This window comes from Elusimicrobiota bacterium (genome assembly GCA_041660925.1).
In the GTDB taxonomy this organism is placed as follows: domain Bacteria; phylum Elusimicrobiota; class Elusimicrobia; order UBA1565; family UBA1565; genus JBAZUV01.
The window spans coordinates 33,779-57,727 of sequence record JBAZVI010000002.1; the positions used below are offsets into that span (position 1 = coordinate 33,779).

Genomic DNA, 23,949 nt, shown 5'->3' on the forward strand with positions numbered 1-23,949 from the left:
TGCCGTCAGCATCGGCCCAGGTCCTTCAGGGCCTCGCGGGCGACCTCGCGGTCGTCGAAGCGCACGGTGCGCTCGCGCAGGATCTGATGGTCCTCGTGCCCCTTCCCGGCGATGAGGACGAGGTCCTCGGGCTGGGCCAGGCGCACGGCCTCGCGGATCGCTTCCCGTCGGTCGGGGACGATTCTATAATTTTGCCGGCCGGCGCGCTTGAGCCCCTCCTCGACCGCGGCGAGGATCGCGAGCGGGTCCTCCCCGCGAGGGTTGTCGCTCGTCGCGAGGACGACGTCGCTGCCCGCGGCCGCGGCCTCTCCCATCGGCGCGCGCTTCCCGGGGTCGCGGTCTCCGCCGCAGCCGAAGACGGTCACGATGCGGCGGTGCGGCAGCGCGCGCACGGTCTCGAGCGCCGAGGCGAGGGCCTCGGCGGTATGGGCGAAATCGACGAGCACGGCGAACTCCTGGCCCGCCTCGACGGGCTCCAGCCGGCCCGGGACGCATTCCAGGGCCGCGAGCCCTTCCAGGACGCCCTGTTCCGGGAGGCCCAGCGCCCACGCCGCCGCCGCCGCCGCCAGGGCGTTGGAGACGTTGTGGCGCCCGAGCAGGCGCAGGGTGACCGCCGCCTCCGCGCCCGTGCGCCGGAGGCGGAAGGTCGTGCCGCGGCGGCCGAGCACCACGCCCTCGGCGCGGAGGTCGGCGGCCTCGTGGAAGCCGTAGCTGACGAGGCGGGCTCCCTCGGCCGCGCGGGCGAAGCGCGCGAAGGCCGGGTCGTCGCGGTTGACCACGGCCGCGCGCTCGCGCTTCGAGGAGGAGGCCCGGTCGAGGAGCTCGAAGAGCCGGAGCTTGGCCTCGAGGTAGGCCTCGTGCGTCTTGTGGAAGTCGAGGTGGTCGCGCTGGAGGTTGGTGAGGACCGCGGCGTCGAACTCGACGTCCTCGACGCGCTTCGTCGAGAGCGCGTGAGAGGAGACCTCCATCGCGACGTGCGTGGCTCCGCCCTCGCGCATGCGCGCGAGCAGGCGCAGGAGGTCGAGGCTGTAGGGCGTGGTGTTCGCCGCCTTCTCGAGGACCCGGTGGCGCAGGCGGTGGGCGATGGTCCCCACGAGGCCGGGGACCTTCCCGCAGCGGCTGAACACGGATTCGAGGAACCACGCCGTCGTCGTCTTCCCGTTGGTCCCGGTGATCCCGACGACGGAGAGCCCCGCGCTCGGGTCGCCGAAGAAGTTGTTCGCCCCGCGGCTCATGGCCTCGAACGCGTCGGGGACCTGCACCCAGGCGGCGCCCCCTCCTCCCGGACGCGCGAGCGTCATCGGCGGCGGGGGCGGCGCGAGCTCGCTGACCACGGCCGCCGCGCCGCGCTCGACGGCCTCGCGGGCATGCCGGTTCCCGTCGGTGCGGGCGCCGGGCAGCGCGAAGAAGACGGTGCCGGGCAGGACGCGCCGGGAGTCGTGGGCGACGTCGGAGGCCTCGCGGTCTCCCGCGGCGCCGAGCGGCGGGTGCTGGACGCCGCGCAGGACCTCCGCGAGCCTCATGCGCCGCTCGGGCGGCCGAGGGCGGGCGAGGCGGCCTTCCCGCCGGGGGCCTGGACGCGGCCGGGCGCCAGGGGGCGCGCGGGGAGCGCGGGGCGCTGGGGCGCGGTGCGCCAGGCGTTGGGTCCGCTCGGGATGCGCAGCGGCAGCGACACGTCGGGCGGGATCCCGCGATGGGCGAGGACCTCGCGCGCGACGCGCGAGAAGACGGGGCCCGCGACCTCGGAGCCGTAGTAGCCGACGCGCGGGCTGTCGATGACGACGAGGACGGTGAGCTTCGGGTCCCGGGCCGGCAGGTAGCCGATGAAGGACGAGACGTAGTCGTTGGGGGAGTAGCGGCCGGTCGCGGGGTCGATCTTCTGGGCGGTCCCGGTCTTGCCCGCGGTCCGGAAGCCGGGGACCTGCGCCGACTGTCCGGTCCCGCGCAGGACGACGCCCTCGAGCATGTCGCGCACGGCCGCGACCGCCTCCGGCGACGCCACCTGACGCAGGCGCACGGGCCCGGGAGCCTCGCGCTCTCCCAGCGCGAGCAGGAGGCGGGGCGCGAGGAGCTCCCCGTCGTTGGCGATGGCGGAATAGGCGCCGGCGAGCTGGAGCGGCGTCACCGCGACGCCCTGGCCGAAGCCGGCGTTGGCCAGACGCACCGGGGTGAACTCCTTGGGCTCGGGCAGAAGCCCCGCGCTCTCGCCGGGCAGCGGCAGGCCGGTCTTGTAGCCGAATCCGAAGAGGCGGCAGAAGCGGTGGAAGCTCCCGGCGCCGACGCGCAGGGTGACCTTGGCCGTCCCGATGTTCGACGAGCGCTCCAGGACCTGGGAGAGGGTGATGCGGGTCTCGGGTTCGTGGTCCTTGATGGTGACGCCTTTGGCGACCTCCCAGCGGCCTCCCTCGCAGTCGACGATGTCGTCGGGGCGGAAGAGACCCTTGTCGAGCGCGGCGGCGAGCGCGACGAGCTTGAAGGTCGAGCCGGGCTCGTAGACGTCCTGCACCGCGTGGTTCTTGAGCGCGTCCGGGGGCCAGGAGGCGAGGGCGAGCAGGTCGCCTGTGCGCGGATCCTGCACCACGACGGTGCCGCGCTTGGCGCGGCGCGCGACGACCGCTTCGCGGACGGCCGACTCCGCGAAGTGCTGGACGCTGCGGTCGATGCTCAGGCGCAGGTCCGGCGCTCGCGCGGTGTCGGGCGGTCCCTCCTGGACGATCGCGTTGCCCGCGCGGTCCTTCGTCGTCCGGACGCGGTAGGAGCGCCCGCTGAGCTCGCGGTCGTAGGCGAGCTCGAGGCCGGAGAGTCCCTTCTCGTCGAGGTCCACGGAGCCGATGACCGCGCGGAGCATCTCCCCGTTGGGATAGACGCGCTGCTCGTCGGCGACGAAGCCGACCCAGGGCAGGCGGAAGGCGCGCAGCCGGGCGGCCTCCTCCGGCAGCATCTTGCGCTTGAGCCAGAGGAAGCGCCGGCCGGGACGCAGCTTCCCGAGCAGGGGGCCGGCGTCGACGCCGGCCGCCTTGGCCGCCGCGCGCAGGGCGCGCGCGGGCTCCTCGACGCCGGTGAAGTCGCAGAAGCTGGAGGAGACGGGGACGGACTCCGCGAGGACGCGGCCTTCCCGGTCGAGGATGCGGCCGCGGGGGACGAGGATCAGCTCGCTGCCGAGCGTCTCGTCGGCGGCTTTCAGCTCGAGCTGCTGATGGCGGACGACCTGCAGCCAGGCCAGGCGCAGGGCGAGCGGAAGGAGTGCGAGGATGCAGAGGGTTCGGACGACGGCCAGGCGGCTGCGAGTTTCCAACCGCGCCTCAATGGATCAGGAAGCTGAGAAGACCCTGCCCTTCTCCCCCCCGGGCGAGCGCGCGTCCGAGGAAAATCTGACTCTCCGGCGTCGGCGGCGTCATGCGCAGGCGGGTCTCCGCCTCGCGGGCGATCCGCTCCGGGGCCCGCAGGCGCGCGAGCTGCATGCGCAGATGGACGACCGTCTGCGACTGCAGGCGCAGCTCCTTGCGGGCCCGGCCCACCTCATAGCCCACCCGCACGGCCTGTACCTGCTCCCAGAGGAACAGGAAGGCCAGTGCGGTGAGGGCTGCGAGGACGACGACGCGGATGCGGTTCATTCAAAATGCGGCGGGCACCCCGCCGAGTAGGTGCCCACCAGATCGGTTTCAGTGCCTCTGGGGCCGTCCCTTGAGGAAGACGCGCTGCCAGATATAGCCGGCGCCGGAGGCCGGGCCGACGGGCATCAGCCGGATGATCTGTTCGCGGGCCGGGAGCATGCGCGCCGCGCCCTCGCCCCCCTCGCTTCCGCCGGTCCCGCCGAAGAAGAACTCTTTCATGATCTCCCCCCTGTTCAGAGTTTCTCGACGACGCGGAGCTTCGCGCTCCGCGCCCGCGGATTTCGAGCGATCTCTTCCGGCTGGGGTGAGACCGCGCCTTCCGTCACCCATCGGCAGCTGCCCGAGGCCACGTACGACTTGAAAACGTTCTTCGCGATGCGGTCTTCCAGGGAGTGGAAGGAGATCGCGGCGACCCGTCCGCCGGAGCGCAGCATCCCCAGGACGTCCTCGAGGCCGCGGGTCAGGTTCTCGAGCTCGCCGTTGACCGCGATGCGCAGCGCCTGGAAGGTCCGGGTCGCCGGGTGGATGCGTCCGGTGCGGGGCAGGCGGGACTCGAGAAGGACGGCGAGGTCGCCGGTCGTCTCGAAGGGCTTCGCCGCGCGCGCGTCGACGACCCAGCGCGCGATGCGCGCGGCTTCCCGCTCCTCCCCGTATTCCCTCAGAAGCAGCTCGATCTGCTCGGCCGGCCACTCGTTGACGATGCGGGCGGCGGTGAGCGGATTCGACGGATCGAGCCTCATGTCGAGCGGTCCTTCCCGCTGGATCGCGAAGCCGCGCTCCGCCTTGTCGAACTGGAGGGAGGAAACCCCGAGATCGAACAAGGCACCGGCCAGCGGGAAGAACCCCTCGTTCTGGAGGATGCGGACGAGGTCGCGGAAATTGCCCTGGACGAGGCGGCAGCGCCCCGCGTAGGAGCGCAGGCGCTCCTCGGCGAGCGCGAGGGCCTCGGGGTCGAGGTCGATGCCGAGCAGGCGGCCCTGCGGAAGAAGGCCGCGCAGCACCGCCTCCGCGTGGCCCCCGAGCCCGAGGGTCGCGTCGAGGTAGAGGCCTTCGCGGTCGGTGACGAGCGCGGAGACCGTCTCTTCGAGGAGGACCGGTGCGTGAGTGTATTCTTCGTTCATGGTCGCGGTGCTCATCAGAGATCGAGGTCCTTGGCGAGCTCCGTGAAGGACGGCGCGGCGTGCTTGCGGGAGTATTCCTGCCAGCGCGCGCGGTCCCAGATCTCGGCCTTGTTCCCCGCCCCGGCCACCACCACGTCCTTCTTGAGCCCTGCGAAATCCTTGAGGTTCTGCGGGACGAGCACGCGGCCCTGCTCGTCCACCGGCGCCTCGACCGCGCTGCTGAAGATGAAGCGCTTCGCGGCGCGGGCCTTCTTCTTGTCCTTGATGTCCTGCGTATGCGTCTTCGCGTCGTCCAGGAACGCCTCCCATTGGGACGGGAGGAACAGCCAGAGGCATTCGTCCTGACCGATCGCCAGCACGAAGTGCGAGCCCTTCTCCGCGATGAGCGCTTCGCGGTAGCGCGGCGGTACGACGACCCGGTTCTTCGGGTCGAGAGAGTAGTCGTACTGTCCGATGGTGACGGTCATTTTCTTTTTTCTGCGGGGTCCCAGTTCCCTACTTTTCCCCACTCTTTGCCACTCTTCCCCACTGGGAGCTTGAGTATAGGTAGTGAGTCGCGATTTGTCAAGACCTAGTTGAAAAAGAGCGCGCGGTGCCGACGTACTATCGCGCGCGTGAGGAACACGCGCGCGTAGTGGATGCGCGCGGTGCGCGCGCGAACCTTATAGGGGAGTGTCGGGTTCCGTTGGGAGTTGGGTTCCTTAACTCCCTCCCCTTCGGGGGAGGGAAGGGTGGGGGAGGACGGATGCCATCGCTAGGTACAACAGCAGGTTCCCCCTCCTCCTGCCTCCTCCCGCGGGAGGAGGAGTTGAGGAAGGTCGTCTACATCCTGTGTTGCTGAAGATCGTAGCGCCAGGCGTACTCGAGCGCCTTGACGCGGTTGAAGGGCATGCCGTACGCGCGGTAGAGCGCGTCGTGCACGGCGACGCCGTCCTTGAGGAGGGCCGAGAAGCGGAAGAACGAGGACTTGTACTGCGCGCGGATGAGGAAGCGCACGACGCTGTAGGCCTGCGTGTACCAGAGGCGCACGCTCGCGTCGTCGGCGCCCGCCGTGTTCTCGACCGAAAGGAGCTCGGTGAGCGCGTAGCCGCCGCCGCGGCGGAGGACCTCCATGTTCTCCTTGAGCCAGTTCGGCGCCGCGAGTCCGCGCTCGGTCTGCACGAGCGTCGCCATGCCCTCGCTGAGCCAGAGCGGGTTGGAGCGTCCCCCCAGGAAGAAGCTGTCGAAGTAGATGTGGCAGAGCTCGTGGGCGAGGATGCCGATGCTCTCCTCGCTCTCGTAGAGGTAGATCTTGCGGCCCTTCACCGAACTCGCGCCGCCCGACCAGGACGGCCGGCCGGTGACGCGGCGGTAGGAGTCCTGGCTTCGGAAGAGGTAGATGGAGACGCGCTCGTCGCGCGCCCACGGGGAGAACGCCGCGAGGTCGAGCATGAGGTTGGCGTGGAGGTTCTCGATGGCGTCCACATAGGCGGCCGGCGCCTCGGTCCCTTCGGCGTAGATGTTGAAGTGGCGCGTCTGCGTCCGAAGGAAGCCCTTGGGCGTCGCGGGCTCCGCGGCCGTGGGCGCGGGCCGCACGGGCCGTTCGGGGACGGGGCGCGGAGCGCTCTCGTCCACCGGCGCCGGCCCGATCGGCTGGGGCGTCGTCGGCAGCGCGCGCAGGTGCGGGAGGGCGGCGAGCGCGGCCTCTTCGCGCGCGCGGTCCACCTGCTTCGGCAAAGTCGAGGAGGGCGGCGCGGGCTCCTGCAGCAGGTCCTCGGCGGGGCGCGGCGGGAAGAGCTGGGCATGGGAGACGGGCTCGGCCGGCGGCGGCGCCGTGGCGATGCGGCTGGTGACCCAGCGCATCTGCGGCAGCTCCCCGGTCTCGTCCTCCAGGAACTGATAGATCATGATCCCCCACAGGCAGAGGACCATGAGCCAGAGGTACAGCCGCAGCTTGATCAGGATGTCCATTCTTCAAACGATACGAACAGAAACCTCGTCGAGAACCGCCTCCTTTATAGGAACCGCCGGGGGGCCCGAAAGCCCCCCCCGCGGAGCCCTAGACCCTCGAGCCGACGTCCCGCATGCGCAGGGCGGTCTCGGCCAGAGCGTGCGCGAACATCCCGATGACGACGATGAAGACCGCGTGCACGCCGGCCATCGCCCAATGCTGTTCGCCGAGCTCGAGACCCTGGGTGTGCGCGCGCAGCGCGTAGAGCGCGAGCATCGTCAGGCCCGAGACGACCGCGGTGGCGAAGGTCTGCCAGCGGCCCTGATACATCGCCGCGGTCACCGGGGCCATCGTGAAGAGCAGCCACATCGGCCCCCAGTAGGTCCCGAGCAGGTAGAAGAGCGGGATGACCCAGAAGTAGGTGAGCCAGACCTGGAGGAGCTTCAGGCGGCTCGCCCAGCCGACGAAGCGGTAGGTGTTGCGCGCGAACCAGTGGTTGACGAGCAGCGAGGCCAGCAGCACGCCGAAGGACATGTTGCGGGTGAGCTTGTCGGGCTCCGAGAAGTAGATCGCGGCCAGGACCAGCATGGTCGCGAACGGGGTGAAGTAGATGTTCATCAGGTTCATGCGTTCCCTCTCTCGGCGGGGCTTTTCGCCCCGACCAGGACGATGTGGCGTTCCCGCTCCTCGCCGGGCAGGCGGTAGGTGCGGTCCTCCAGCACGGCGGCGGCGTGCGGCGAAAGCGCTTTCTCGAGCGCGGCGTCGCCCGGCGAGGGCGGCGCGCTGGTCCAGGCGGCCAGCAGCGGGGCCATCGGCAGGGCGATGCGCGCGAGCTCCGGGAGCGGCGCGACGGCGCGCGCCATCACGGCGTCGTAGCGCCCCGCGCCCGGCGCGGGGACGCGGCGGGGCTCGATGCGCTCGTGCACGACGCGCAGGCCCGGCACGCCCAGGTGCAGCGCGGCGACGTTCAGGAAGCGGTACTTCCGGTACACGGATTCGATGAGCGTGACCTCGGCCTCGGGCCAGGCGATCTTCACGCAGAAGCCCAAAAAGCCCCCGCCCGCGCCCACGTCGGCGATGCGCGGAGCGGGGCCGAGGCGCCCGCGCAGCGCGTTCACGCCCGCGAAGGAGTCGAGGAGGTGGCGGCGGACGAGCTCCTCCTCTCCCTCCGCCGCGGTGATGTTGACGCGGCGGCTGTATTCCAACACATCGACGAGATAATTGTCCAGGAGTCCCCAGGCCCTGGCGTCCAGGGACATCCCCCAGGAGGAGAGGACCGCTTCCGCCTCGGCGCGCAGCTCGGGCTTCATGCGGCGCACCTCTTGAGCCAGACCGAGAGGACCTGGAGGTCGGCGGCGGTGACGCCGTGGACGCGGGAGGCCTGCGCGAGGTTCTCGGGACGGACGCGCGAGAGCCGGACGCGCGCCTCGGCGACCAGCGGCAGGCGCTCGTAGCGGAAGGCGGCGGGGATCGGCGTGCGCTCGAGGCGGCGCAGCTCCTCGAGAGCGCGCAGGTCGCGGCGCACGTAGGCGGCGTAGTGGCGGACCGTCTCGGCCTGCGCCCGCGCCTTCTCCAGCGACCAGGGGCTCATCGCCGCGTCGCCGTCCGCCGGCGCGCGGCCGGCGGCAAGAGCGTCGACCGCGTCGCGGTAGCGGAGGAAGCGCTCGCGAAGCTCGCGTCCGACGAGGCCCAGCGCGAAGCCCTTCTCGAGCAGGCGGAGGTCGGCGTTGTCGGCGCGCAGGGAGAGGCGGTGTTCGGCGCGGGCGGTGAAGAGCCGGTAGGGCTCGTCGGCGCCCCGGGTCACGAGGTCGTCGACCATGACCCCGAGGTAGGCCTCCTCCCGGGAGAGGGTGAAGCTTTCGCGCCCGAGCGCGGCCTGCGCGGCGTTGATCCCGGCGAGCAGGCCCTGGCCGGCGGCTTCCTCGTAGCCGGTGGTCCCGTTGAGCTGTCCGGCGAGGAAGAGCCCGGGCACGGCCTTCGTCTCGAGGCTCGCGCGCAGGCCCGTCGGCGGGCAGTAGTCGTACTCGATCGCGTAGCCGGGCCGCGCGACTTCGACGCGCTCGAGACCGGGGATCGTCCGCAGGAACTCGAGCTGGACCTCCTCGGGGAGGCTCGTGGAGAGGCCGCTGGGATAAAGCTCGTCGGAGTCCCGCCCCTCGGGCTCCAGGAAGACCTGGTGGCGGGTCTTCTCCGGGAACTTCACGACCTTGTCCTCGATGGAGGGGCAGTAGCGCGGGCCGAGCGCGCTCACGACGCCGCCGTAGAGGGCCGAGCGGGACAGGTTCGCGCGGATGAGCGCGTGCGCGGCTTCCCCGGTCCACGCGATCCAGCACGGCTGGAAGGGCCCGCGCGGCTTCGGTGAGCGCAGGGAGAACGGCTCGGGCTCGGGGTCGGGCTCCTCGCGCTCGAGGCGCCCGAGGTCGACGGAGCCCGCGCGCAGGCGCGGCGGCGTCCCGGTCTTGAAGCGCGCGACCTCGAGACCGAGCGCGCGCAGCGAGGCCGAGAGCCGCTGCGCGGGGGGCTCTCCGGCGCGGCCGCCGGGCTCGGTGCGCGAGCCGACGTGGATGCGGCCGCCGAGGAAGGTCCCGGCGCAGAGCACGACGGCGTCCGCCTCCACGCGGCCGGCTCGGCGCGCGAGGACGCCCCGCGCGCGGCCGTTCTCGACGAGCACCTCCTCGACCTCGTCTTCGAGGACCTCGAGCCCCGGCTGGGCCTCGAGCGCGGCGCGCATCGCCGCCGAGTAGGCCTCGCGGCCGCACTGCACGCGCGGCGCGCGGACCGCGGCCCCGCGCGAGCGGTTGAGCGTCATGTAGTGGAGCGCGGAGCGGTCGGCGGCCAGCGCCGTCTCTCCTCCGAGGGCGTCGAGCTCGCGCACGAGCTGCCCCTTCGCGGTGCCGCCGATCGACGGGTTGCAGGACATCCGTCCCGCCGAGGCGAGGGCGTGCGTGGCGAGGACCGCGCGGCAGCCCAGGCGCGCGGCGGCGAGGGCCGCTTCGCAGCCCGCGTGGCCGGCGCCGACCACGACGACGACGGGCGCCGCGCTCATACGGACATGAGCGCCTTGAGCACGGTGCGCGGGAGCGCCCCGAGGTAGTGGAAGGCGAAGACGAGGACGATCTGCGAGAGCATCGCCAGGAAGAGGGCGCAGAAGGCCCGGGCGTTGGGCAGCCGGGCGATGCGGGCGACGCCGTAGGTCCCCCACCCCAGCGTCGCGAAGAGCAGGGCGATCTCGAGCCCGTTGTAGAGCAGGGCGGCGCGCAGCAGGACGGCGGCGGCGAAGAGCGGCATCAGCGCGAGGTTGAGTGCGTTGACGAGCAGGAGCCAGCCTGCGAGCGGCCGCCACAGCGAGGGGTCGGTCGCGCGCAGGCGGCGGCCGATGAGGGCGGCGAGCGCGAGGAGTCCGGCGCCGAGCGCCCAGCGCGGCATCCCCGTGTTCCGGTAGATGAGCAGGAGCGCGAGGGGCGCGGCCGCGCTCGCGCAGGCCGCCAGCAGGCGCGGCGCGAGGCGCCGGCCGGCGAGGAGCGTCAGGAAGAAGGCCGTGAGCGCGCAGAGGAGCGCGGTCAGGGGCGGGCTCCAGGCCTGGACCTGCGCCCAGAAGAGGAGACCCCCCTCGGGAGGCGTGAAGGGCTGCTCCGGCCCGAGCGGCGGGAAGCCGGCGGGCTTGAGCGCGTAGAAGACGGTGCTGAAGGCGAGGTAGGCGGCGTAGACGCGCGCGGCCGACCAGAGCGCCTCGGGGTCCTCGTGCAGCGCGCGCAGGGCGCGGGCCGGCGCGAACACCAGGTCCCGCGCGAGCGCCCAGGCCGACGCGGCCTCCGCGAGGGTCTTCGCTTCCCCCTTACGCGGCACGGGCGGCCTCCCGGGAGTCGGTCTCCACGCTGCGCGCGCCCCAGAGGCAGAAGGCGCCGGCCAGGCCCATGAACGCCATGGAGCCGAGCAGGGCGGCGCGCAGGCCCCAGAGGTCGGAGGCGCGGCCGATGAGCGTCGGGCTGACCGCGTCGCCGAGGGCGTGGATGACGAAGATGTTGGCCGCGAAGGCCATGGAGCGGACGGCCGGGGCCGTGACGGAGACGATGACCCCGTTGAGCGGCCCCATGTTCAGGAAGGCGCAGGTCTCCGCGAGGAAGAGGGCGCCGAGCGTCAGCGGCAGCGAGCCCGCGCAGAGGGACCAGATCCCGAAGGGCATCGCGAGCAGGAGTCCCGTGCCGGAGACGAGGAAGTAGGCCTTGCCGGTGACTTTGAGGAGGCGGTCTCCGAGCCAGCCGCCGAGGAGGCTCCCGACGAGTCCCCCCGCCACCGTGACGGCGCCGAAGAGCGTCCCGGCGCGGGCGACGTCCATGCCCCAGTAGCGGTTGAAGAAGCTCGGCATCCAGACCGCGAGGCCGCCGAGGCAGAAGGTCATCGCGGCCATGGCGAGCGTGCTCGCGAGGTAGGAGGGGTTGCGGTAGAGCGCCGCGTACTCTCGAAGGGTCGGCGGGATGCGGGAGGCGCCGGCTTCCCCGCGCGGGTCGCGCAGGCGCAGGGCGAGCGCGGCGAGCAGGAGCCCCGGGAGGCCGAGGAGGAAGAAGGCGGCGCGCCAGCCGAAGCGGCCGCCGAACCAGCCGCCGAGGACGTAGCCGAGCGCGCTGCCGACGGGGATGGCCATCGAGAAGAGGGCGAGGACGCGGCCGCGGCGCTCGGCCGGGAAGGGTTCCGCGACGAACGAGGGAGAGACGCTGCCGTAGCAGGACTCTCCGATGCCCACCGCGGCGCGCGCGGCGAAGAGCTGCGCGTAGCCGCGGGCGAGCCCCGAGAAGCAGGTCGCGACGCTCCAGAAGGCGATGCCTCCGGCGATCCAGCGGGTCCGGCGGGTGCGGTCGGCGAGCCAGCCGATGGGCGGGGCCGCGCACATGTAGACGAGCATGAACGCCGAGGCGAGGGCTCCGAGCCGCGCGTCGCTGACGAGGAACTCCGCCTTGATGAGCGGAAGCAGCGCGTAGAGGACCTGCCGGTCGATGTAGTTGAAGAGGTTGATGAAGAAGAGGAGCAGCAGCGCGCCGTTGGGAGAGGCGATCCCCGCCCAGGCCGCCGCGCGCTCGGAGGGAAGGTCGGCCGTGATGGGAGAGCTCACGCGCGCGGTCCGCCCATAAGTTGTTCCCCCCTCCCTCTCGAGGGAGGGGTAGGGGGGAGGGTAGAGCTCTGAACGGCAGTTCTACCCACTCCGTCCCTCCCTCGAAGAGGGAGGGTGATGGAAAGTCGGGCGATCGGGTCGGGCGGACTCATTTGCCTACACAAAAGTGCGCAAACACCGCGGAGAGGACGTCTTCGCGCGTCGTCCGTCCGCAGAGCTCGTCGAGGGCGTCGAGCGCCGCGCGCAGGTGCGCGGCCGCGAGCTCGGGTTCGGCGGCCCGAGCGCAGGCGGCGTCCGTCTCCTTCAGCGCCTCCTCCAGGGCCGCGAGGTGGCGCTCCCCGAGCCCGAAGGCCCAGGGCTCGCCGGCGTCGTCGGCGGGAACGGCGGCGGCGCGCAGGCCGGAGGCGAGCGCCTCGAGACCCTCCCCGCGCAGGGCGGAGACCTCGACGACCGGCAGGCCGGGCGTCCAGGAGAGGACCGCGGGCGTCGTAAGGCCGGCGGGCAGGTCGCACTTGTTGAGGGCGGCGACGGCCGGCCTCCCCTCCCGCGCGACGCGCTCGAGCAGCGCGCGCTGCGGTCCCGGGGAGGCCGCGCGGTCGAGCACGACGAGGGCGGCGTCGCAGCCGGCGAGCTCCGCCTCGGCGCGGCGGCGTCCCTCGGCTTCCACGGCGCCGACTCCGTCCTCGCGCAGCCCCGCCGTGTCCACCAGGACGGCGGGGAGGCCGTCGAGGTCGCAGGCGGCTTCGAGCGTGTCGCGCGTCGTCCCCGGCAGCGGGGAGACGATGGCCCGTTCGCGCCCGAGCAGGGCGTTGAGGAGCGAGGACTTCCCGGCGTTGGGGCGCCCGAGGATGGCGATGCGCGGCTCCGCCGAAAGGATGCGCCCGCGGCGCGCGGCCGCGGCCGTCCGGAAGAGGCGTTCGCGGGCGCGCGCGAGCGCGCGGCGGAGGCTCTCTGCGGAGAGCGCGGCGACCTCCCCTTCGGGGTGGTCGACGGCGGCCTCGACGGGGGCCAGGGCGTCGAGCAGGACGGCGCGCAGCGCCGCGGTCTCGCGGGAGAGGCCGCCCTCGAGGCGCAGCATCGCGCCCCGGTGGGCCCGGCGGCTGCGGGCGGCGATGAGGTCGGCGACGGCCTCGGCCTGGGAGAGGTCGAGACGTCCGTTGAGGTAGGCGCGCTGGGTGAACTCCCCCGGCCGCGCCGGCCGCGCTCCGGCTTCGCGGCAGAGCGCGAGCAGGCGCTCGAGGATCCAGGGGGAGCCGTGCGCGGAGAACTCCACCGCGTCCTCACCCGTGGAGCTCGAAGCGGCGGGGAAGTAGGTCACGAGCGCGCGGTCGAGCGGCTTCCCCCCGTCGAAGACCGTGCGCAGGACGGGATGGCGAGCGGGGAGCTCCGCCCCGGCGAGGAGGGCGCGCGCGAGCGCGCGCGCCCCCCCGCCGGAGAGCCGGACGATCCCGAGCGCCCCTCGTCCGGGGGGCGTCGCGAGCGCGGCGATGACGTCGCTCACCGCGCGGGGTCTCAGCCCTTGCGGGGCTTGACGACGACCTTCCGCCAGGGACCTTCCCCTTCGGAGGCCGTCTCGACGTCCGGGTCGTTCATGAGCTTTCGGTGGATGAGGCGGCGCATCGCGGGGTCCATGGGCTCGAAGCGCCAGGGACGGCCCGTGCTCTTGACCTGAGCGACGGCGGCGCCGATGTCGGCGACGATCCGCTCCTCGATGCGCTTCCAGTAGCCCTGGCTGTCGACCTGCACGGCGACCGGCGAGCCCATGCGGCGCCCGGCGATCACGGTGACGAGGAACTGCAGGGACTCCAGGGTCTTCCCACCCTTGCCGATGAGCAGCGCGGCGTCGACGGTCTCGACCTCCGCGCGCACGCGCGCCTGCTCGACGTCCCAGGCGGCGCTCACCCCGACCTCGGCGACGCCGAGCAGCGGGAGGAACTCCTTGAGGACCTCCTGCGCGACGGCGCAGGCCTTGGCGGTGTCGACGGGGACTTCCGGCTCCTGGGGACGCGGTTCGCGCCGTTCCGGCGCGGGACCCGGCCGGTGCTCGGGCGCGGCGTGCGGGCGCGGGGTCCTCTCCGCGCGCGGGGCGTGGCGTTCCGGGCGCGGCGTCGAGTGCGCTCGCGCGACCGGCTTGGGCGCGGCGGGACGGACGGACGGGGGCTCGGAGGGCTCCGGCGCCTCGGGTCCCCAGCGCTTCTCGCGGATGAGCACGCGGGCGGGCTTGGCGCCGATGCCGAGGAAGCCCGCGTTGCCTTCTTCGAGGACCTGCACCTCGACCTGGTCGCGGCGCAGGCCGATCTCCTTGAGGCCGTGCTCGACGGCGATGGTGACGGTCTTTCCTTCCATCTCTAGTTCTTTCATGGTCAGCTCCAGTGCTTGCGGAGGGAATATTGCTGGATGAGGCCGAGCGTGCTGTTGGTGAGCCAGTAGAGCACGAGCCCGGCCGGGAACTTCAGGAACATGAACGTGAAGATCACGGGCATGTACTGGAACATCTTCGACTGCACGGGGTCGCCCGTCTGCACGGGGTTCAGTCGGCTCTGCAGGAACATGACTCCGCCCATCACCAGCGGGAGCGCGTAGTACGGGTCGTGCGCGGACAGGTCGTGGATCCAGAAGATCCACGGCGCGCCGTGCAGCTCCCAGGCGTTGCGCAGGGCGTTGAAGAGCGCGACGAAGACCGGCATCTGCAGGAGGATGGGCAGGCAGCCTCCGAGCGGATTGGCGCCGTGCTTCCGGTAGAGCTCCATCATCTCCTGGTTCATGCGTGCGGGGTCCTTCGAGTACTTCTGCTGGATGCGGGACATCTCGGGCTGCACCTTCTTCATGATGGCCGCGGACTTCATCTGCTTGTACGTGAGAGGGAACATCAGGATCTGCAGCAGGACGGTCATGAGCAGGATCGCCCAGCCGTAGTTCCCGGTCAGCCGGTAGAGACGGTAGATGACCTTGAGCGCCGCGCGCCCGAAGGTGTCGAACCAGCCGAACTGCACCGACTTCTCGAGGCCGAGCTGCAGGTCCCGCAGGGCCACGTAGCCCTTGGGGCCGAGGTAGAACGGCAGCTCGAGGGTCATCTCGGCGCGGGGCTCGAGGGCGAGCGGCTTCATCCCCACGCGCGTGCGCGGGGCGAGGTCCCCCGCCATCGGCTCGGCCGAGGTCTCGACGCGGCCGGAGGCCGCGTCGCCGGGAAGGACGACGGCGAGGAAGTAGCGGTTGTGCACGCCGGCCCAGCGGAACTCCCCGTCGCGGGAGACGGGCTCTCCTTTGGGCTTGAAGTCCTGGAAGCGCGGCTGCTTCTTGCCGAGCTCCGGGGGCAGCAGGAGCGCGCTCCTCCACTGAGACGAGTTCTCCTTGAGCTCGCTGGGGACCGTGCCGAGACCGGGACCGACCGACAGGTCCCAGGCGGGGAGCTCGACGCGCTTCGCTCCGGGGTTGTTCACCGTGAGCTTCATCTTGTGCAGCCCGCGCGCTTCGTCGAAGAGGTACTCCTTGCGGATGAGCGCGCCGGAGGGGTGCTTCGCCTCGAAGGCCAGGGCGCCCGCTCCCGCGGGGACCGCGCGGAAGGCGAGCTCGGGCCAGGTCGCGAAGAAGCCCGGCCGGGCCGCGGGCACGAGCTCGACGGGGCCGAGAGGCCCGGGGTAGCGGTAGCTTGCGATCGACGCGCCGAGCGGCTGGACCTTGAGCTCGACGCGTCCGAGCGTGTAGGGCAGGGCCCCCTCGGTCCCGTCGTCGGGGAGCGCGGAGACCGGGGCCGCGGGCAGCGCGGCGGCGGTCTTCCCCTCCGCGGCCGCGGTCCGCGCGGCTGCGGCGGGAGCGGCCTTCCCTCCCGCGGACGCCGATGCGGCCGGCGGCGCGGGCTTGTTCGTGTCCGGGTAGACGCGCTTCATGATGCCGAACCAGCCGGCGTAGACGAGGATCGAGAGGGCTACGGCTAGGAAGAGGTTGCGGTCCATTCCATCTCCAGGCGATGACGGTCGCCGTCCGGCTGGAGGCCGCGAGCGCGCGGGGTCATCCGGCCGGTACGGGGTCGTGGCCGCCGGGATGGAACGGATGGCAGCGCAGGAGCCGCCCGACGATCCTCATGAAGGCGAGGTGCAGGGGCAGGCGGGTGAGCGCTTCGCGGGCGTAGAGAGAGCAGGTCGGAGAGAACCGGCAGCTCGCCGGCCACAGGGCCGCACGGGCCGCGCGGAACAGGTCGAGCACCGTCAGGAGTACGGTCCGCACCTTCTCATTCATGGCGGAGGATGCCCGCTCTGCGGCAGACATCCAGGAGCGCTGCCTCTGCGTCGTCCAGTCCCATCCAACGGCAGCCGGGGCGCGGATAGAAGATACAGTCCGCCCCGGGGTCGATGCGGCTTCGGTTGAGGCGGAAAGCTTCGCGGAGCAGACGCTTCAACCGGCTGCGGCGCACGGCGCCGCCGAGCTTGCGGCTGACGGAGAGTCCGATGCGCGGACCGACCGTCGTCCCCGAGTCCCGTCGGTACCAGAGGATCAGGTCCGGGCGCACGCACTTGCGGCCTGAGGAGAAGACGCCCCTCATCGCGAGGGCCGTCATCCGCGCGCATCGCCCGAGTCCTCCGGTGCGCACCGGGCGGAGACTCAGTGCTTCTCGATCTTGATCAGCTGGTGCCGGCCTTTTCTTCGGCGAGCCGAAAGGACCTTGCGGCCCCCGGCCGTCTTCATGCGGGCCCGGAAACCGATGTGCTTAGCGCGCTTGCGTCGATTGGGTCGATATGTGGGAAGCATGGTGCGGATTATAGTAAAAATCGGCGCGAAGGCGGCATCGGAGAATCGTCCCGGCGTATATATAGGAATCCGACGCGCCGGCGCCGCTCCCTCGCGGGGAAGTCGGGGGCGTCGAAAAAATGATATATGAGGCGTACGATGACGAGCTTCTTCTCCGCCGCGCTCCTCCTCCTGGCCCTGCCGGCCGCGTCCGCCCCCGCGCCGACGGAAGCCGGCCCCATCGAGGAGGAGGCCCCCGCCGAGGTCCCCGACACCGCGGGCGCGGGCCTCAAGGAGGTCCTGCGGCGCGCGCGCCTCTCCCGCGCGGACGCGCGCCTGGTCTCCATCTCGGCGCGCACCACGGCCTCCGGGACCGTCCTCTGCGACCCGACGGCCCCTTTCCAGGAGGGCTGGCGCTTCAGCCTCTACTCCAAATCGGCCCGGAAGTTCCTCCTGCTCGCCGAGTGCGCGGGGGCCGTCGCCGGGCCGCTCGAGGAGATGCGCGACAGCGAGATCCTCCAGCGTCCCATCGAGGGCAGCTTCATCGACAGCGACGAGGCCATGCGCGTGCTCTCCGCCCAGAAGGTCTCGCTCGACCCGAAGGAGTACCGGGTCGTCGGCAAGCGCCCCTTCTCCCTGAAGCTCTCGAGCATCGAGGACCAGCGCTTCCCCGACCCCAAGCCCGCGGTCTGGGAGGTGACGGTCGGCTCTTCCCGGTTCACCGTCGACGCCGGGAAGGCCGGACTCTTCGACCCCGCCGCCTACGGTCTGAACCCGGAGATCTTCCTGCCCGACGAGGAGATCGCCAAGCGCGAAGCGAACCTGAAGCAGCGCCCGAAGAAGGGCAAGCGCAACGCGACGGCGCGCACCGACTACGACAAGGTCATGGCCTTCGCCGGCAAGAAGTATCCCGGATCGCGGCTCATGGCCGTCGAGAGCATCGTCGACTCCTGGGGCGGCTCCCCCTGCGTGGGGCCCGGCGACGGCTGGGCGTACTACTTCGCGTATCCCGACCGGAAGGACTTCGCGGCGATCTTCTCCTGCCTCGGGGACGTCGGCGTGGGCGCCTCGCCGAACATCCCGGTGAGCAAGGAGACCCATCAGCCCCTCGAGGGACGCTTCGTCGACAGCGACGTCATCCTCGACGGACTGCTCAAGCTCCAGCCCGGCTCCATGAACGAGGGGCTCGGCCGCAACTACACGCGCCTGGGCACGCTGCGCCTCGTCAACTTCAAGAAGGCGCCCTTCCGCGACCCCGCGCTCTCCCAGGTCACCCTCTTCTGGGTCTTCAACCTGGGGAACTCGCGCTACACCTTCAACGCGCGCGACGGGCGTCTGGTGGATACGCGCGAGTGAACGTCTTGTATACGGGGCCCGCTTTCAATGCTAGAATCCAGAGGTTCGGATGACGGACGAGAAGCCCATTTCACCGGAGGCCTGATGGCGAGCAAACCGACCCAGAAGAAGATCAACGTCCTTATCGCGGACGATCAGACTCTTTTCCGCGAGGGCATCAAGGACGTTCTCGAGGGTGAGCGGGACATCGTCATCGTCGGCGAGGCCGTCGACGGCGCGGACGCCGTGGCGAAGGCCAAGCGCCTGAAGCCCGACGTCGTGCTCATGGACATCAAGCTTCCGAAGCTCGACGGCATCGGCGCCACGCGGCAGATCCGCAAGGAATGCCCCAGCATCAACATCCTCATCCTCTCCTCTTTCGAAGACGAGTCTCACGTGCTCGAGGCCATCTCGGCCGGAGCCAACGGCTACCTCTCCAAGATGCTCCCGGCCGTCGAGCTCATCCGCGCGCTGAAGACCTTCGCCAACGAGGGCGTCATGATCCCGCAGGGCGTCATGGGAAAGCTCCTCGAGGGCCTGCGCTCGAAGGCGCTCAGCCCCGACTCCGGCGGCACCGCCCTCACGAAGACCGAGGTCAAGGTCCTCACCTGCCTCGGCCGGGGGCTCTCCAACAAGGAGATCGCCGCGGCGCTCGAGTGCAGCGTGAAGACGGTCAAGAACCACCTCAACAGCATCTTCCAGAAGCTCGACGTCAGCAACCGCACCGAGGCCGTCGTGCGCGGCATCGAGATGGGCCTCATCTCCGGAGAGGACTCCTCCGCGAGCTGAACCGAGGGACGATGACCGACCTCGACGGCCTGCGCCGCCTCGCGACTTCGCGGCGCTACGAGCATCTCAGCGAGCGCCTCAACGACGAGCCGGTCCCGCCGCTCGCCGAGGCCTGGCCGCGTCTCAAGCAGCTCGAGAAGCTCGTGTTCTTCAAGCTGCTCGACTCCGACCGCGCGATGCGCCTCTATGCGGCGCTCCCCTTCGAGGAGAAGTACTTCCTCCTGCTCGGCTACGCGCCCGCGTCCGTCGCGCCCGCGCTCGAGGGTCTCCCCCCCGCCGCCCGCCGCCTCTTCACCCGCCTCCCCGAGGGCTGCTACGACAGCATGCTGAAGCTCCTCGTCGGGGAAGAGATCGACATCCCCCTGACGTTCGACCGGAACTGACCATGGCGGGCCGTCGCCACTCGCGCGGTCGCATGGCGATCGCCCAGGGGCTCGTCCTTCGCCGGGGAGTGCTCGGAGAGTCCGACCGCTTCTGCGTCCTCTACACGGCCGAGTACGGCAAGCTGCCGGTCCGCTTCATCGGCGTCAACCGCCCGCACGGGAAGCTCAAGGCCCTCTCCGAGCCGCTGGCCCTGGGCGAGTACCGCCTCCACCTGCGCGAGGGCTCCGAGTCGGCGCTCTGCACGGGAGGGTCCCTGACCACCACCCACCCGCGCCTGCGCGCCGACCTCGACCGGCTGCTGCGCGCGCTGCAGGTCTGCGAGCTGCTCGACCGCCTGACGCCCGTCTCTCAGCCGAGTCCCGCCAAGTTCTCGCTCGCGCTCGAGACCCTCGCGCGCATCGAGGACGCCGAGGCCCTCTTCTCCTGCGACTGGCTGCTCATCTCCTTCTCGCTGCGCCTGCTCGGCGAGGCCGGCTTCGGCGTGGCCGACCTGCCCGTCACGGAGCGCAACCGCGCGCTCTGGGACCTGCTCCACGACGCGCCGCTCTCCGAGGTCGCGGCCCTGCCCGAGGACCCCGAGCGCCGCGCGCGCCTCGAGGGCTATCTCCAGCGCAGCGTCGAGGGCCTGACCGAGAAGCCGCTGCGCACGCTCCGGATGCGCGCGCAGCTCGCCGCGCCCATCATCTCCCCTCCCTTCTCAAGGGAGGGGCTGGGGGTGGGTAGGACTCCTAAGACGGCGGTTCTCCCCCACCCTGCCCTCCCCGTAGGGGAGGGAATATTGAAAGGACGACCCTGAGGAACCAATGAACTTCCAGGATCTCGTGATGAACCTCCAGCGCTTCTGGGCGCGCCAGGGCTGCCTCATCGTCCAGCCCTACGACCTCGAGAAGGGCGCCGGCACCTTCAACCCGGCGACCTTCTTCGGCGTCCTGGGTCCCAAGCCGACGCGGGCCGCCTACGTCGAGCCCTCGCGCCGCCCCGGCGACGGGCGCTACGGGGAGAACCCGAACCGCCTCGGCAAGTACTTCCAGTTCCAGGTCATCCTGAAGCCCGCGCCGGCCGACGTCCAGGCCGTCTACCTGCGCTCGCTGAAGGCCATCGGCCTCGACGCGCGCCGCCACGACATCCGCTGGATCGAGGACGACTGGGAGTCCCCCACCCTCGGCGCCGCCGGCGTGGGCTGGGAGGTCTGGCTCGACGGCATGGAAGTCACCCAGTTCACCTATTTCCAGCAGATGGGCGGCCAGACGCTGAACCCGGTCTCCGTGGAGATCACCTACGGGCTCGAGCGCCTCGCGATGTACTCCCAGAAGAAGGACCGGGTCTACGACCTCGATTACAACGACGACACGACCTACGGAGACCTCTTCCTCCGCCAGGAGCGGGAGTTCTCCCCCTACCACTTCGAGCACTCCGACCCGGAGATGCTGCGCCGGCACTTCGACGACTACGAGAAGGAAGGCGCCCGGCTCTGCGAGAAGGAGCTTCCGCTGGCCGCCTACGACTGCGTGCTCAAATGCTCGCACCTCTTCAACCTGCTCGACGCGCGCGGGGCCATCTCGGTCTCCGAGCGCCAGGGCTACATCTCCCGCGTGCGCGGCGCGGCCAAGCGCGTCATCGGGGCGTATCTCGGCGAGCCGAAGAAGGACGCCGTCGCCGGAGGCGCGCGATGAAGACCGCCCTGCTCGAGATCGGCGTCGAGACCCTGCCGGCGCGCTTCATCCGTCCGACCCTGCGCCAGATGGAGGCGCTGGCCGTCGAGATGCTCAAGGCCGAGCGCCTCGAGCACGGCGCCGTCCGCGCCGTCGGCTCTCCGATGCGCCTGGCGCTCCTCATCTCGGGCGTCGCCGAGAAGTCCTCCGCCGACGAGCGCGAGGCCTCCGGGCCGCCCGCGCGCCTGCTCAAGGACGAGAAGGGCGCGTACACGCCGCAGGCGCTGGGCTTCGCCCGGGCGCAGGGCGTCCGGGTCGAGGACCTCTCGACGAAGGAGACGCCCAAGGGACTCGTCCTGCTCGCCCGCAAGACCCTTCCCGGCGAGGGCGCGCTGCAGGTCCTGCGCCGCGTCTTCCCGGCGCTCATCGGGCGTCTCGAGTTCCCGAAGACCCTCGAGTGGGAGGAGTCGCGCTTCCGCTTCGGCCGACCGATCCGCAACCTCGTCGCCCTCTACGGGAAGAAGGTCGTGCCCTTCACGCTGGCCGGCGTGCGCGCGGGCAGCCGCACGCGCGGACTCGCCGCGCTCGGGCAGAAGCCCGTGCCCGTCGCCGACCCCGACAAGTACGTGAAGACCCTGCGCGACCGCTGCGTGCTCGTCGACCAGGACGAGCGCATGAAGGCCCTGCGCGAGGGGCTCGAAGCCGCCGCGAAGCGCTCCGGCGGCCGCCTCGACGAGGACGACGAGCTCCTCGAGCAGCTGAACTTCCTCTGCGAGCATCCCGTCGCCGTGCTCGCCGGCTTCGACAAGGCCTATCTCGAGCTGCCGCAGGCCCTGCTCACGACCGTGCTCAAGACCCAGCTCAAGTTCTTCCCGCTCGTCGGCAAGGACGGCCGGCTCCTCCCCGAGTTCATCGGGGTCCGCGACGGCGTCAGCGAGGGCCAGAAGGAGGTGCAGTACGGCTTCGAGCGCGTGCTCACCGCGCGCTACAGCGACGCGCGCTTCTTCTTCGGGCGCGACCGCGAGACGACGCTGTCCGCCAAGCGCGCGAAGCTGAAGCTCGTCGGCTTCCAGAAGGGCCTGGGCACGATGCTCGACAAGAGCGACCGCACCCTCGCCCTGACGCGCTGGCTCTGCGAGCGCCTGCGCCAGGAGAAGCATCTCGACGAGCGTTCGGCCGAGGCCATCGCCGACCTCTGCCACTGCGACCTCGTCAGCGACGTGGTCAAGGAGTTCCCCGAGCTGCAGGGGACGATGGGCGGCGTCTACGCCCGCCACGAGGACCTCGGCGAGCGCGTCGCGCTCGGTCTCGAGGAGTTCTACTTCCCCGTGGGAGCGAAGGGCCGGCTCCCCTCGCACCTGGAGGCCGTGCTCGCCTCGCTCGCCGGGAAAGTCGACGCCGTCGCCGCGATGTTCTCCGCCGGGATGAAGCCGACGGGCAGCGAGGACCCCTTCGCGCTGCGCCGGCTCGGCAACGGCGCCGTGCGCATCCTCCTCGAGAAGCAGGTCCGCGTCCCGCTGCGCGAGATCCTCGAGGCGGCTCTTGCCGTCGTCGAGAAGCAGGAGCTTCCCGCCTCCCGGCTCAAGGACGGGAAGGCCGAGACCCTGCGCGAGCTCGAGGAGTTCTTCTGGCAGCGGGCCGAGTCGCTCTTCCTCGACCAGGGCTTCCGGCAGGACGAGCTCAAGGCGGTCAAAGACGGCGGCCTCGACGACTTCCCCCGCACCTACAAACGCCTCGCCGCCCTGCACGCCCTGCGCGCGGAAGCCGAGTTCTCCGCGCTCGCCCAGGCCTTCAAGCGCGCCTCGCACATCGTGAAGGGCGACGACGGGGCTTCGCTCCAGGACGTCGACAAGGCCCTGTTCTCCGAGGAGGCCGAGCGCGGGCTCTACGACGCGCTCGCCCGCGTCGAGGGCGAGGTCCGCAGCAAGACCGCCGAGGAGGAGTACGAGGCGGCCCTGCGGGCGCTGGTGCGCATCAAGCCGGACCTCGACCTCTTCTTCGAGAAGGTCCTCGTCATGGCCCAGGACCCGAAGGTGAAGGCGAACCGCCTCTCGCTCGTCGGCCGGCTCGTGCGGCTCTTCCGCTCGGTCGCCGACGTCTCCCAGATCCAGAACTAAGCGAAGCGTGAAACAGCGTGGAGGGGCCTTTCGGCCCCGCCCCGCTGTTTCACGCTCTGTTCAGTGAAGACGGCGACGATAGGTCCGTTCGTTGCGGCGTAGGACTCGCAGGACCGTCACGATGCGCTTGCCGTCGTCGATGGAGTAGAGGATCCGCCAGATGCATCCTTCGCCCGTCGGGTGAAATACCCCCGGGCCGAGACCGCCTTCTCCGGACGCTTCAGGTGACTCTTCCACGCTTTCTGTGCGGCGCGGAGGTCCGCCAGCTCCTGGTGGTAGGTCTCCTCCACGGCTTTCCGCAGGAGATCCGCCATCGGGCAGCGCATCTCGACGGCGAGATGCTTGAGCCCGCTGTGCAGTTCTTCCGGCAGATAGATGGTCGTGCGTACCATGGGGATACCCTCCATGGATAGTATGGGGTATAGACATACATATGTCAATATGTCCCAAAGCCATCTCCCCACCCCGATCATCCCCCCTCCTGCGGTCTTCAAATAGGATACGTACGGGAACGCAATAAGTTCCATTTGAGATATGAATATTTGGCGGACGCCTTCGGCCCTGCCCCGCGAATCTGGAACTTTCCCACGCCTCGGCGCGTACTCCCTATATGGATGCAGCGGCGTCAGATACAGCGGCGTCAGGCACCGCAACTTTCGGAACTTATTGGGGGTGCGCGGGGATAAGCGCGGGCCTGTGCTCGCTAGGAGTCCGTCCGAGTAATAGCGTATTCCCCGGAGGCCCTCAGCCTGAGCCGTGCGCAAGGCGTGACGAGCGAGCATAGCTTCGCTATGTGAGCGAGGAGCAACGCGGCGCACGGCCGGGATGGGGCCTCCCGCTCCTCCTCGTATCCTCGTCGGAGGAGCGGGTCGCGCGCTATTGGGCTCCTCCTTCGTTGCTCGTCGCTTACAGGCCTTCAGGCCTGCGCGCTCCTCGCGCCTCGGCTCGCTCCAACAGCGCGCGACCGGAGAACACGCTATTACTCGGACGGACTCCTAGCGGCTGCGTGAGCGCAAGTCTCGAAAGTTGCAAAAGTTGACGTCTGACCCCATCAGGATCACCTCAGTGAAAGTTCCATATCTCCCCTTCCTGCGAGTTCGCACTATCGGACTCCTCATTGCGTGCGATCGCGGCACTATCAGGGATGGGGTGCCGCCGAAGGGGCAGGGGAAGGG

General features: G+C 70.8%; 25 protein-coding genes. 6 read left to right on the top strand and 19 right to left on the bottom strand.

The features are described from left to right. Positions 1-5: 5 nt before the first annotated feature. The 18 genes from WC969_02715 to rpmH all read right to left on the bottom strand — a co-directional run bounded on the left by WC969_02715 (position 6) and on the right by rpmH (position 16,518). Positions 6-1,523, bottom strand: a complete 1,518-nt coding sequence (locus tag WC969_02715) for a UDP-N-acetylmuramoyl-L-alanyl-D-glutamate--2,6-diaminopimelate ligase (GenBank protein ID MFA6028748.1) — start codon at positions 1,521-1,523, stop codon at positions 6-8. Beyond that, complete coding sequence (locus WC969_02720; GenBank protein ID MFA6028749.1) at positions 1,520-3,295, bottom strand: penicillin-binding protein 2; 1,776 nt, start codon at positions 3,293-3,295, stop codon at positions 1,520-1,522. Before WC969_02720 ends, WC969_02715 begins: the two co-directional genes overlap by 4 nt. Before the next feature lie 7 nt (positions 3,296-3,302). Continuing rightward, positions 3,303-3,614 (bottom strand): hypothetical protein, encoded by a 312-nt coding sequence (locus tag WC969_02725; GenBank protein ID MFA6028750.1) that lies wholly within the window; start codon positions 3,612-3,614, stop codon positions 3,303-3,305. Between the two features lie 48 nt (positions 3,615-3,662). Then, complete coding sequence (locus WC969_02730; protein MFA6028751.1) at positions 3,663-3,833, bottom strand: hypothetical protein; 171 nt, start codon at positions 3,831-3,833, stop codon at positions 3,663-3,665. Positions 3,834-3,847: 14 nt separating this feature from the next. Continuing rightward, complete coding sequence (gene rsmH, locus WC969_02735; GenBank protein MFA6028752.1) at positions 3,848-4,750, bottom strand: 16S rRNA (cytosine(1402)-N(4))-methyltransferase RsmH; 903 nt, start codon at positions 4,748-4,750, stop codon at positions 3,848-3,850. Then, the gene (gene mraZ / locus WC969_02740; GenBank protein MFA6028753.1) at positions 4,750-5,202 is read right to left on the bottom strand and encodes a division/cell wall cluster transcriptional repressor MraZ; all 453 of its coding nucleotides are present in this window, start codon (positions 5,200-5,202) and stop codon (positions 4,750-4,752) included. The genes rsmH and mraZ overlap by 1 nt, the downstream gene beginning before the upstream one ends. 355 nt (positions 5,203-5,557) lie before the next feature. Further along, entirely contained in the window at positions 5,558-6,685 is a 1,128-nt protein-coding gene (locus WC969_02745) for a hypothetical protein (GenBank protein MFA6028754.1), read from the bottom strand. Between the two features lie 88 nt (positions 6,686-6,773). Further along, a complete protein-coding gene (locus tag WC969_02750) occupies positions 6,774-7,292 on the bottom strand; it encodes a hypothetical protein (protein ID MFA6028755.1) in 519 nt (172 codons plus the stop codon). After that, a complete protein-coding gene (locus WC969_02755) occupies positions 7,289-7,975 on the bottom strand; it encodes a 16S rRNA (guanine(527)-N(7))-methyltransferase RsmG (GenBank protein MFA6028756.1) in 687 nt (228 codons plus the stop codon). The genes WC969_02750 and WC969_02755 overlap by 4 nt, the downstream gene beginning before the upstream one ends. Next, positions 7,972-9,711: a tRNA uridine-5-carboxymethylaminomethyl(34) synthesis enzyme MnmG gene (mnmG, locus tag WC969_02760; protein ID MFA6028757.1), complete on the bottom strand. Its 1,740-nt coding sequence runs from the start codon at positions 9,709-9,711 to the stop codon at positions 7,972-7,974. Before mnmG ends, WC969_02755 begins: the two co-directional genes overlap by 4 nt. Then, positions 9,708-10,511 carry a hypothetical protein gene (locus WC969_02765; protein MFA6028758.1) on the bottom strand — a complete coding sequence of 268 codons (804 nt, stop codon included), beginning with the start codon at positions 10,509-10,511 and terminating at the stop codon, positions 9,708-9,710. Before WC969_02765 ends, mnmG begins: the two co-directional genes overlap by 4 nt. Further along, positions 10,501-11,772: an MFS transporter gene (locus WC969_02770; protein ID MFA6028759.1), complete on the bottom strand. Its 1,272-nt coding sequence runs from the start codon at positions 11,770-11,772 to the stop codon at positions 10,501-10,503. Before WC969_02770 ends, WC969_02765 begins: the two co-directional genes overlap by 11 nt. A gap of 148 nt (positions 11,773-11,920) precedes the next feature. Then, complete coding sequence (gene mnmE, locus WC969_02775; protein MFA6028760.1) at positions 11,921-13,273, bottom strand: tRNA uridine-5-carboxymethylaminomethyl(34) synthesis GTPase MnmE; 1,353 nt, start codon at positions 13,271-13,273, stop codon at positions 11,921-11,923. An 11-nt stretch (positions 13,274-13,284) separates the two neighbouring features. Beyond that, complete coding sequence (gene jag, locus WC969_02780; protein ID MFA6028761.1) at positions 13,285-14,133, bottom strand: RNA-binding cell elongation regulator Jag/EloR; 849 nt, start codon at positions 14,131-14,133, stop codon at positions 13,285-13,287. A 2-nt stretch (positions 14,134-14,135) separates the two neighbouring features. Continuing rightward, entirely contained in the window at positions 14,136-15,725 is a 1,590-nt protein-coding gene (gene yidC / locus WC969_02785) for a membrane protein insertase YidC (GenBank protein ID MFA6028762.1), read from the bottom strand. A gap of 55 nt (positions 15,726-15,780) precedes the next feature. Beyond that, positions 15,781-15,996, bottom strand: a complete 216-nt coding sequence (gene yidD / locus WC969_02790) for a membrane protein insertion efficiency factor YidD (protein ID MFA6028763.1) — start codon at positions 15,994-15,996, stop codon at positions 15,781-15,783. 4 nt (positions 15,997-16,000) lie between these two features. Continuing rightward, complete coding sequence (gene rnpA, locus WC969_02795) at positions 16,001-16,327, bottom strand: ribonuclease P protein component (protein MFA6028764.1); 327 nt, start codon at positions 16,325-16,327, stop codon at positions 16,001-16,003. 44 nt (positions 16,328-16,371) lie between these two features. Next, positions 16,372-16,518 carry a 50S ribosomal protein L34 gene (rpmH, locus tag WC969_02800; protein ID MFA6028765.1) on the bottom strand — a complete coding sequence of 49 codons (147 nt, stop codon included), beginning with the start codon at positions 16,516-16,518 and terminating at the stop codon, positions 16,372-16,374. A gap of 138 nt (positions 16,519-16,656) precedes the next feature. Here rpmH and WC969_02805 point away from each other — a divergent pair, with 138 nt between their 5' ends. From WC969_02805 to glyS, 6 genes are all read left to right on the top strand, one after another. Then, a complete protein-coding gene (locus WC969_02805) occupies positions 16,657-17,853 on the top strand; it encodes a hypothetical protein (protein MFA6028766.1) in 1,197 nt (398 codons plus the stop codon). Positions 17,854-17,937: 84 nt separating this feature from the next. Further along, a complete protein-coding gene (locus tag WC969_02810) occupies positions 17,938-18,621 on the top strand; it encodes a response regulator transcription factor (GenBank protein MFA6028767.1) in 684 nt (227 codons plus the stop codon). 11 nt (positions 18,622-18,632) lie between these two features. Then, positions 18,633-19,004, top strand: a complete 372-nt coding sequence (locus WC969_02815; GenBank protein ID MFA6028768.1) for a hypothetical protein — start codon at positions 18,633-18,635, stop codon at positions 19,002-19,004. Between the two features lie 32 nt (positions 19,005-19,036). Next, positions 19,037-19,801 carry a DNA repair protein RecO gene (recO, locus tag WC969_02820; protein MFA6028769.1) on the top strand — a complete coding sequence of 255 codons (765 nt, stop codon included), beginning with the start codon at positions 19,037-19,039 and terminating at the stop codon, positions 19,799-19,801. A 7-nt stretch (positions 19,802-19,808) separates the two neighbouring features. Next, on the top strand, positions 19,809-20,678 hold the full coding sequence (locus tag WC969_02825; protein MFA6028770.1) for a glycine--tRNA ligase subunit alpha: 870 nt from the start codon (positions 19,809-19,811) through the stop codon (positions 20,676-20,678). Beyond that, positions 20,675-22,774 (top strand): glycine--tRNA ligase subunit beta, encoded by a 2,100-nt coding sequence (gene glyS / locus WC969_02830; protein ID MFA6028771.1) that lies wholly within the window; start codon positions 20,675-20,677, stop codon positions 22,772-22,774. Before WC969_02825 ends, glyS begins: the two co-directional genes overlap by 4 nt. A gap of 116 nt (positions 22,775-22,890) precedes the next feature. Here glyS and WC969_02835 read toward each other — a convergent pair whose 3' ends face one another. Next, positions 22,891-23,166, bottom strand: coding sequence for a ribbon-helix-helix domain-containing protein (locus tag WC969_02835; protein ID MFA6028772.1), 276 nt, complete (start codon positions 23,164-23,166; stop codon positions 22,891-22,893). Between the last annotated feature and the right edge of the window lie 783 nt (positions 23,167-23,949).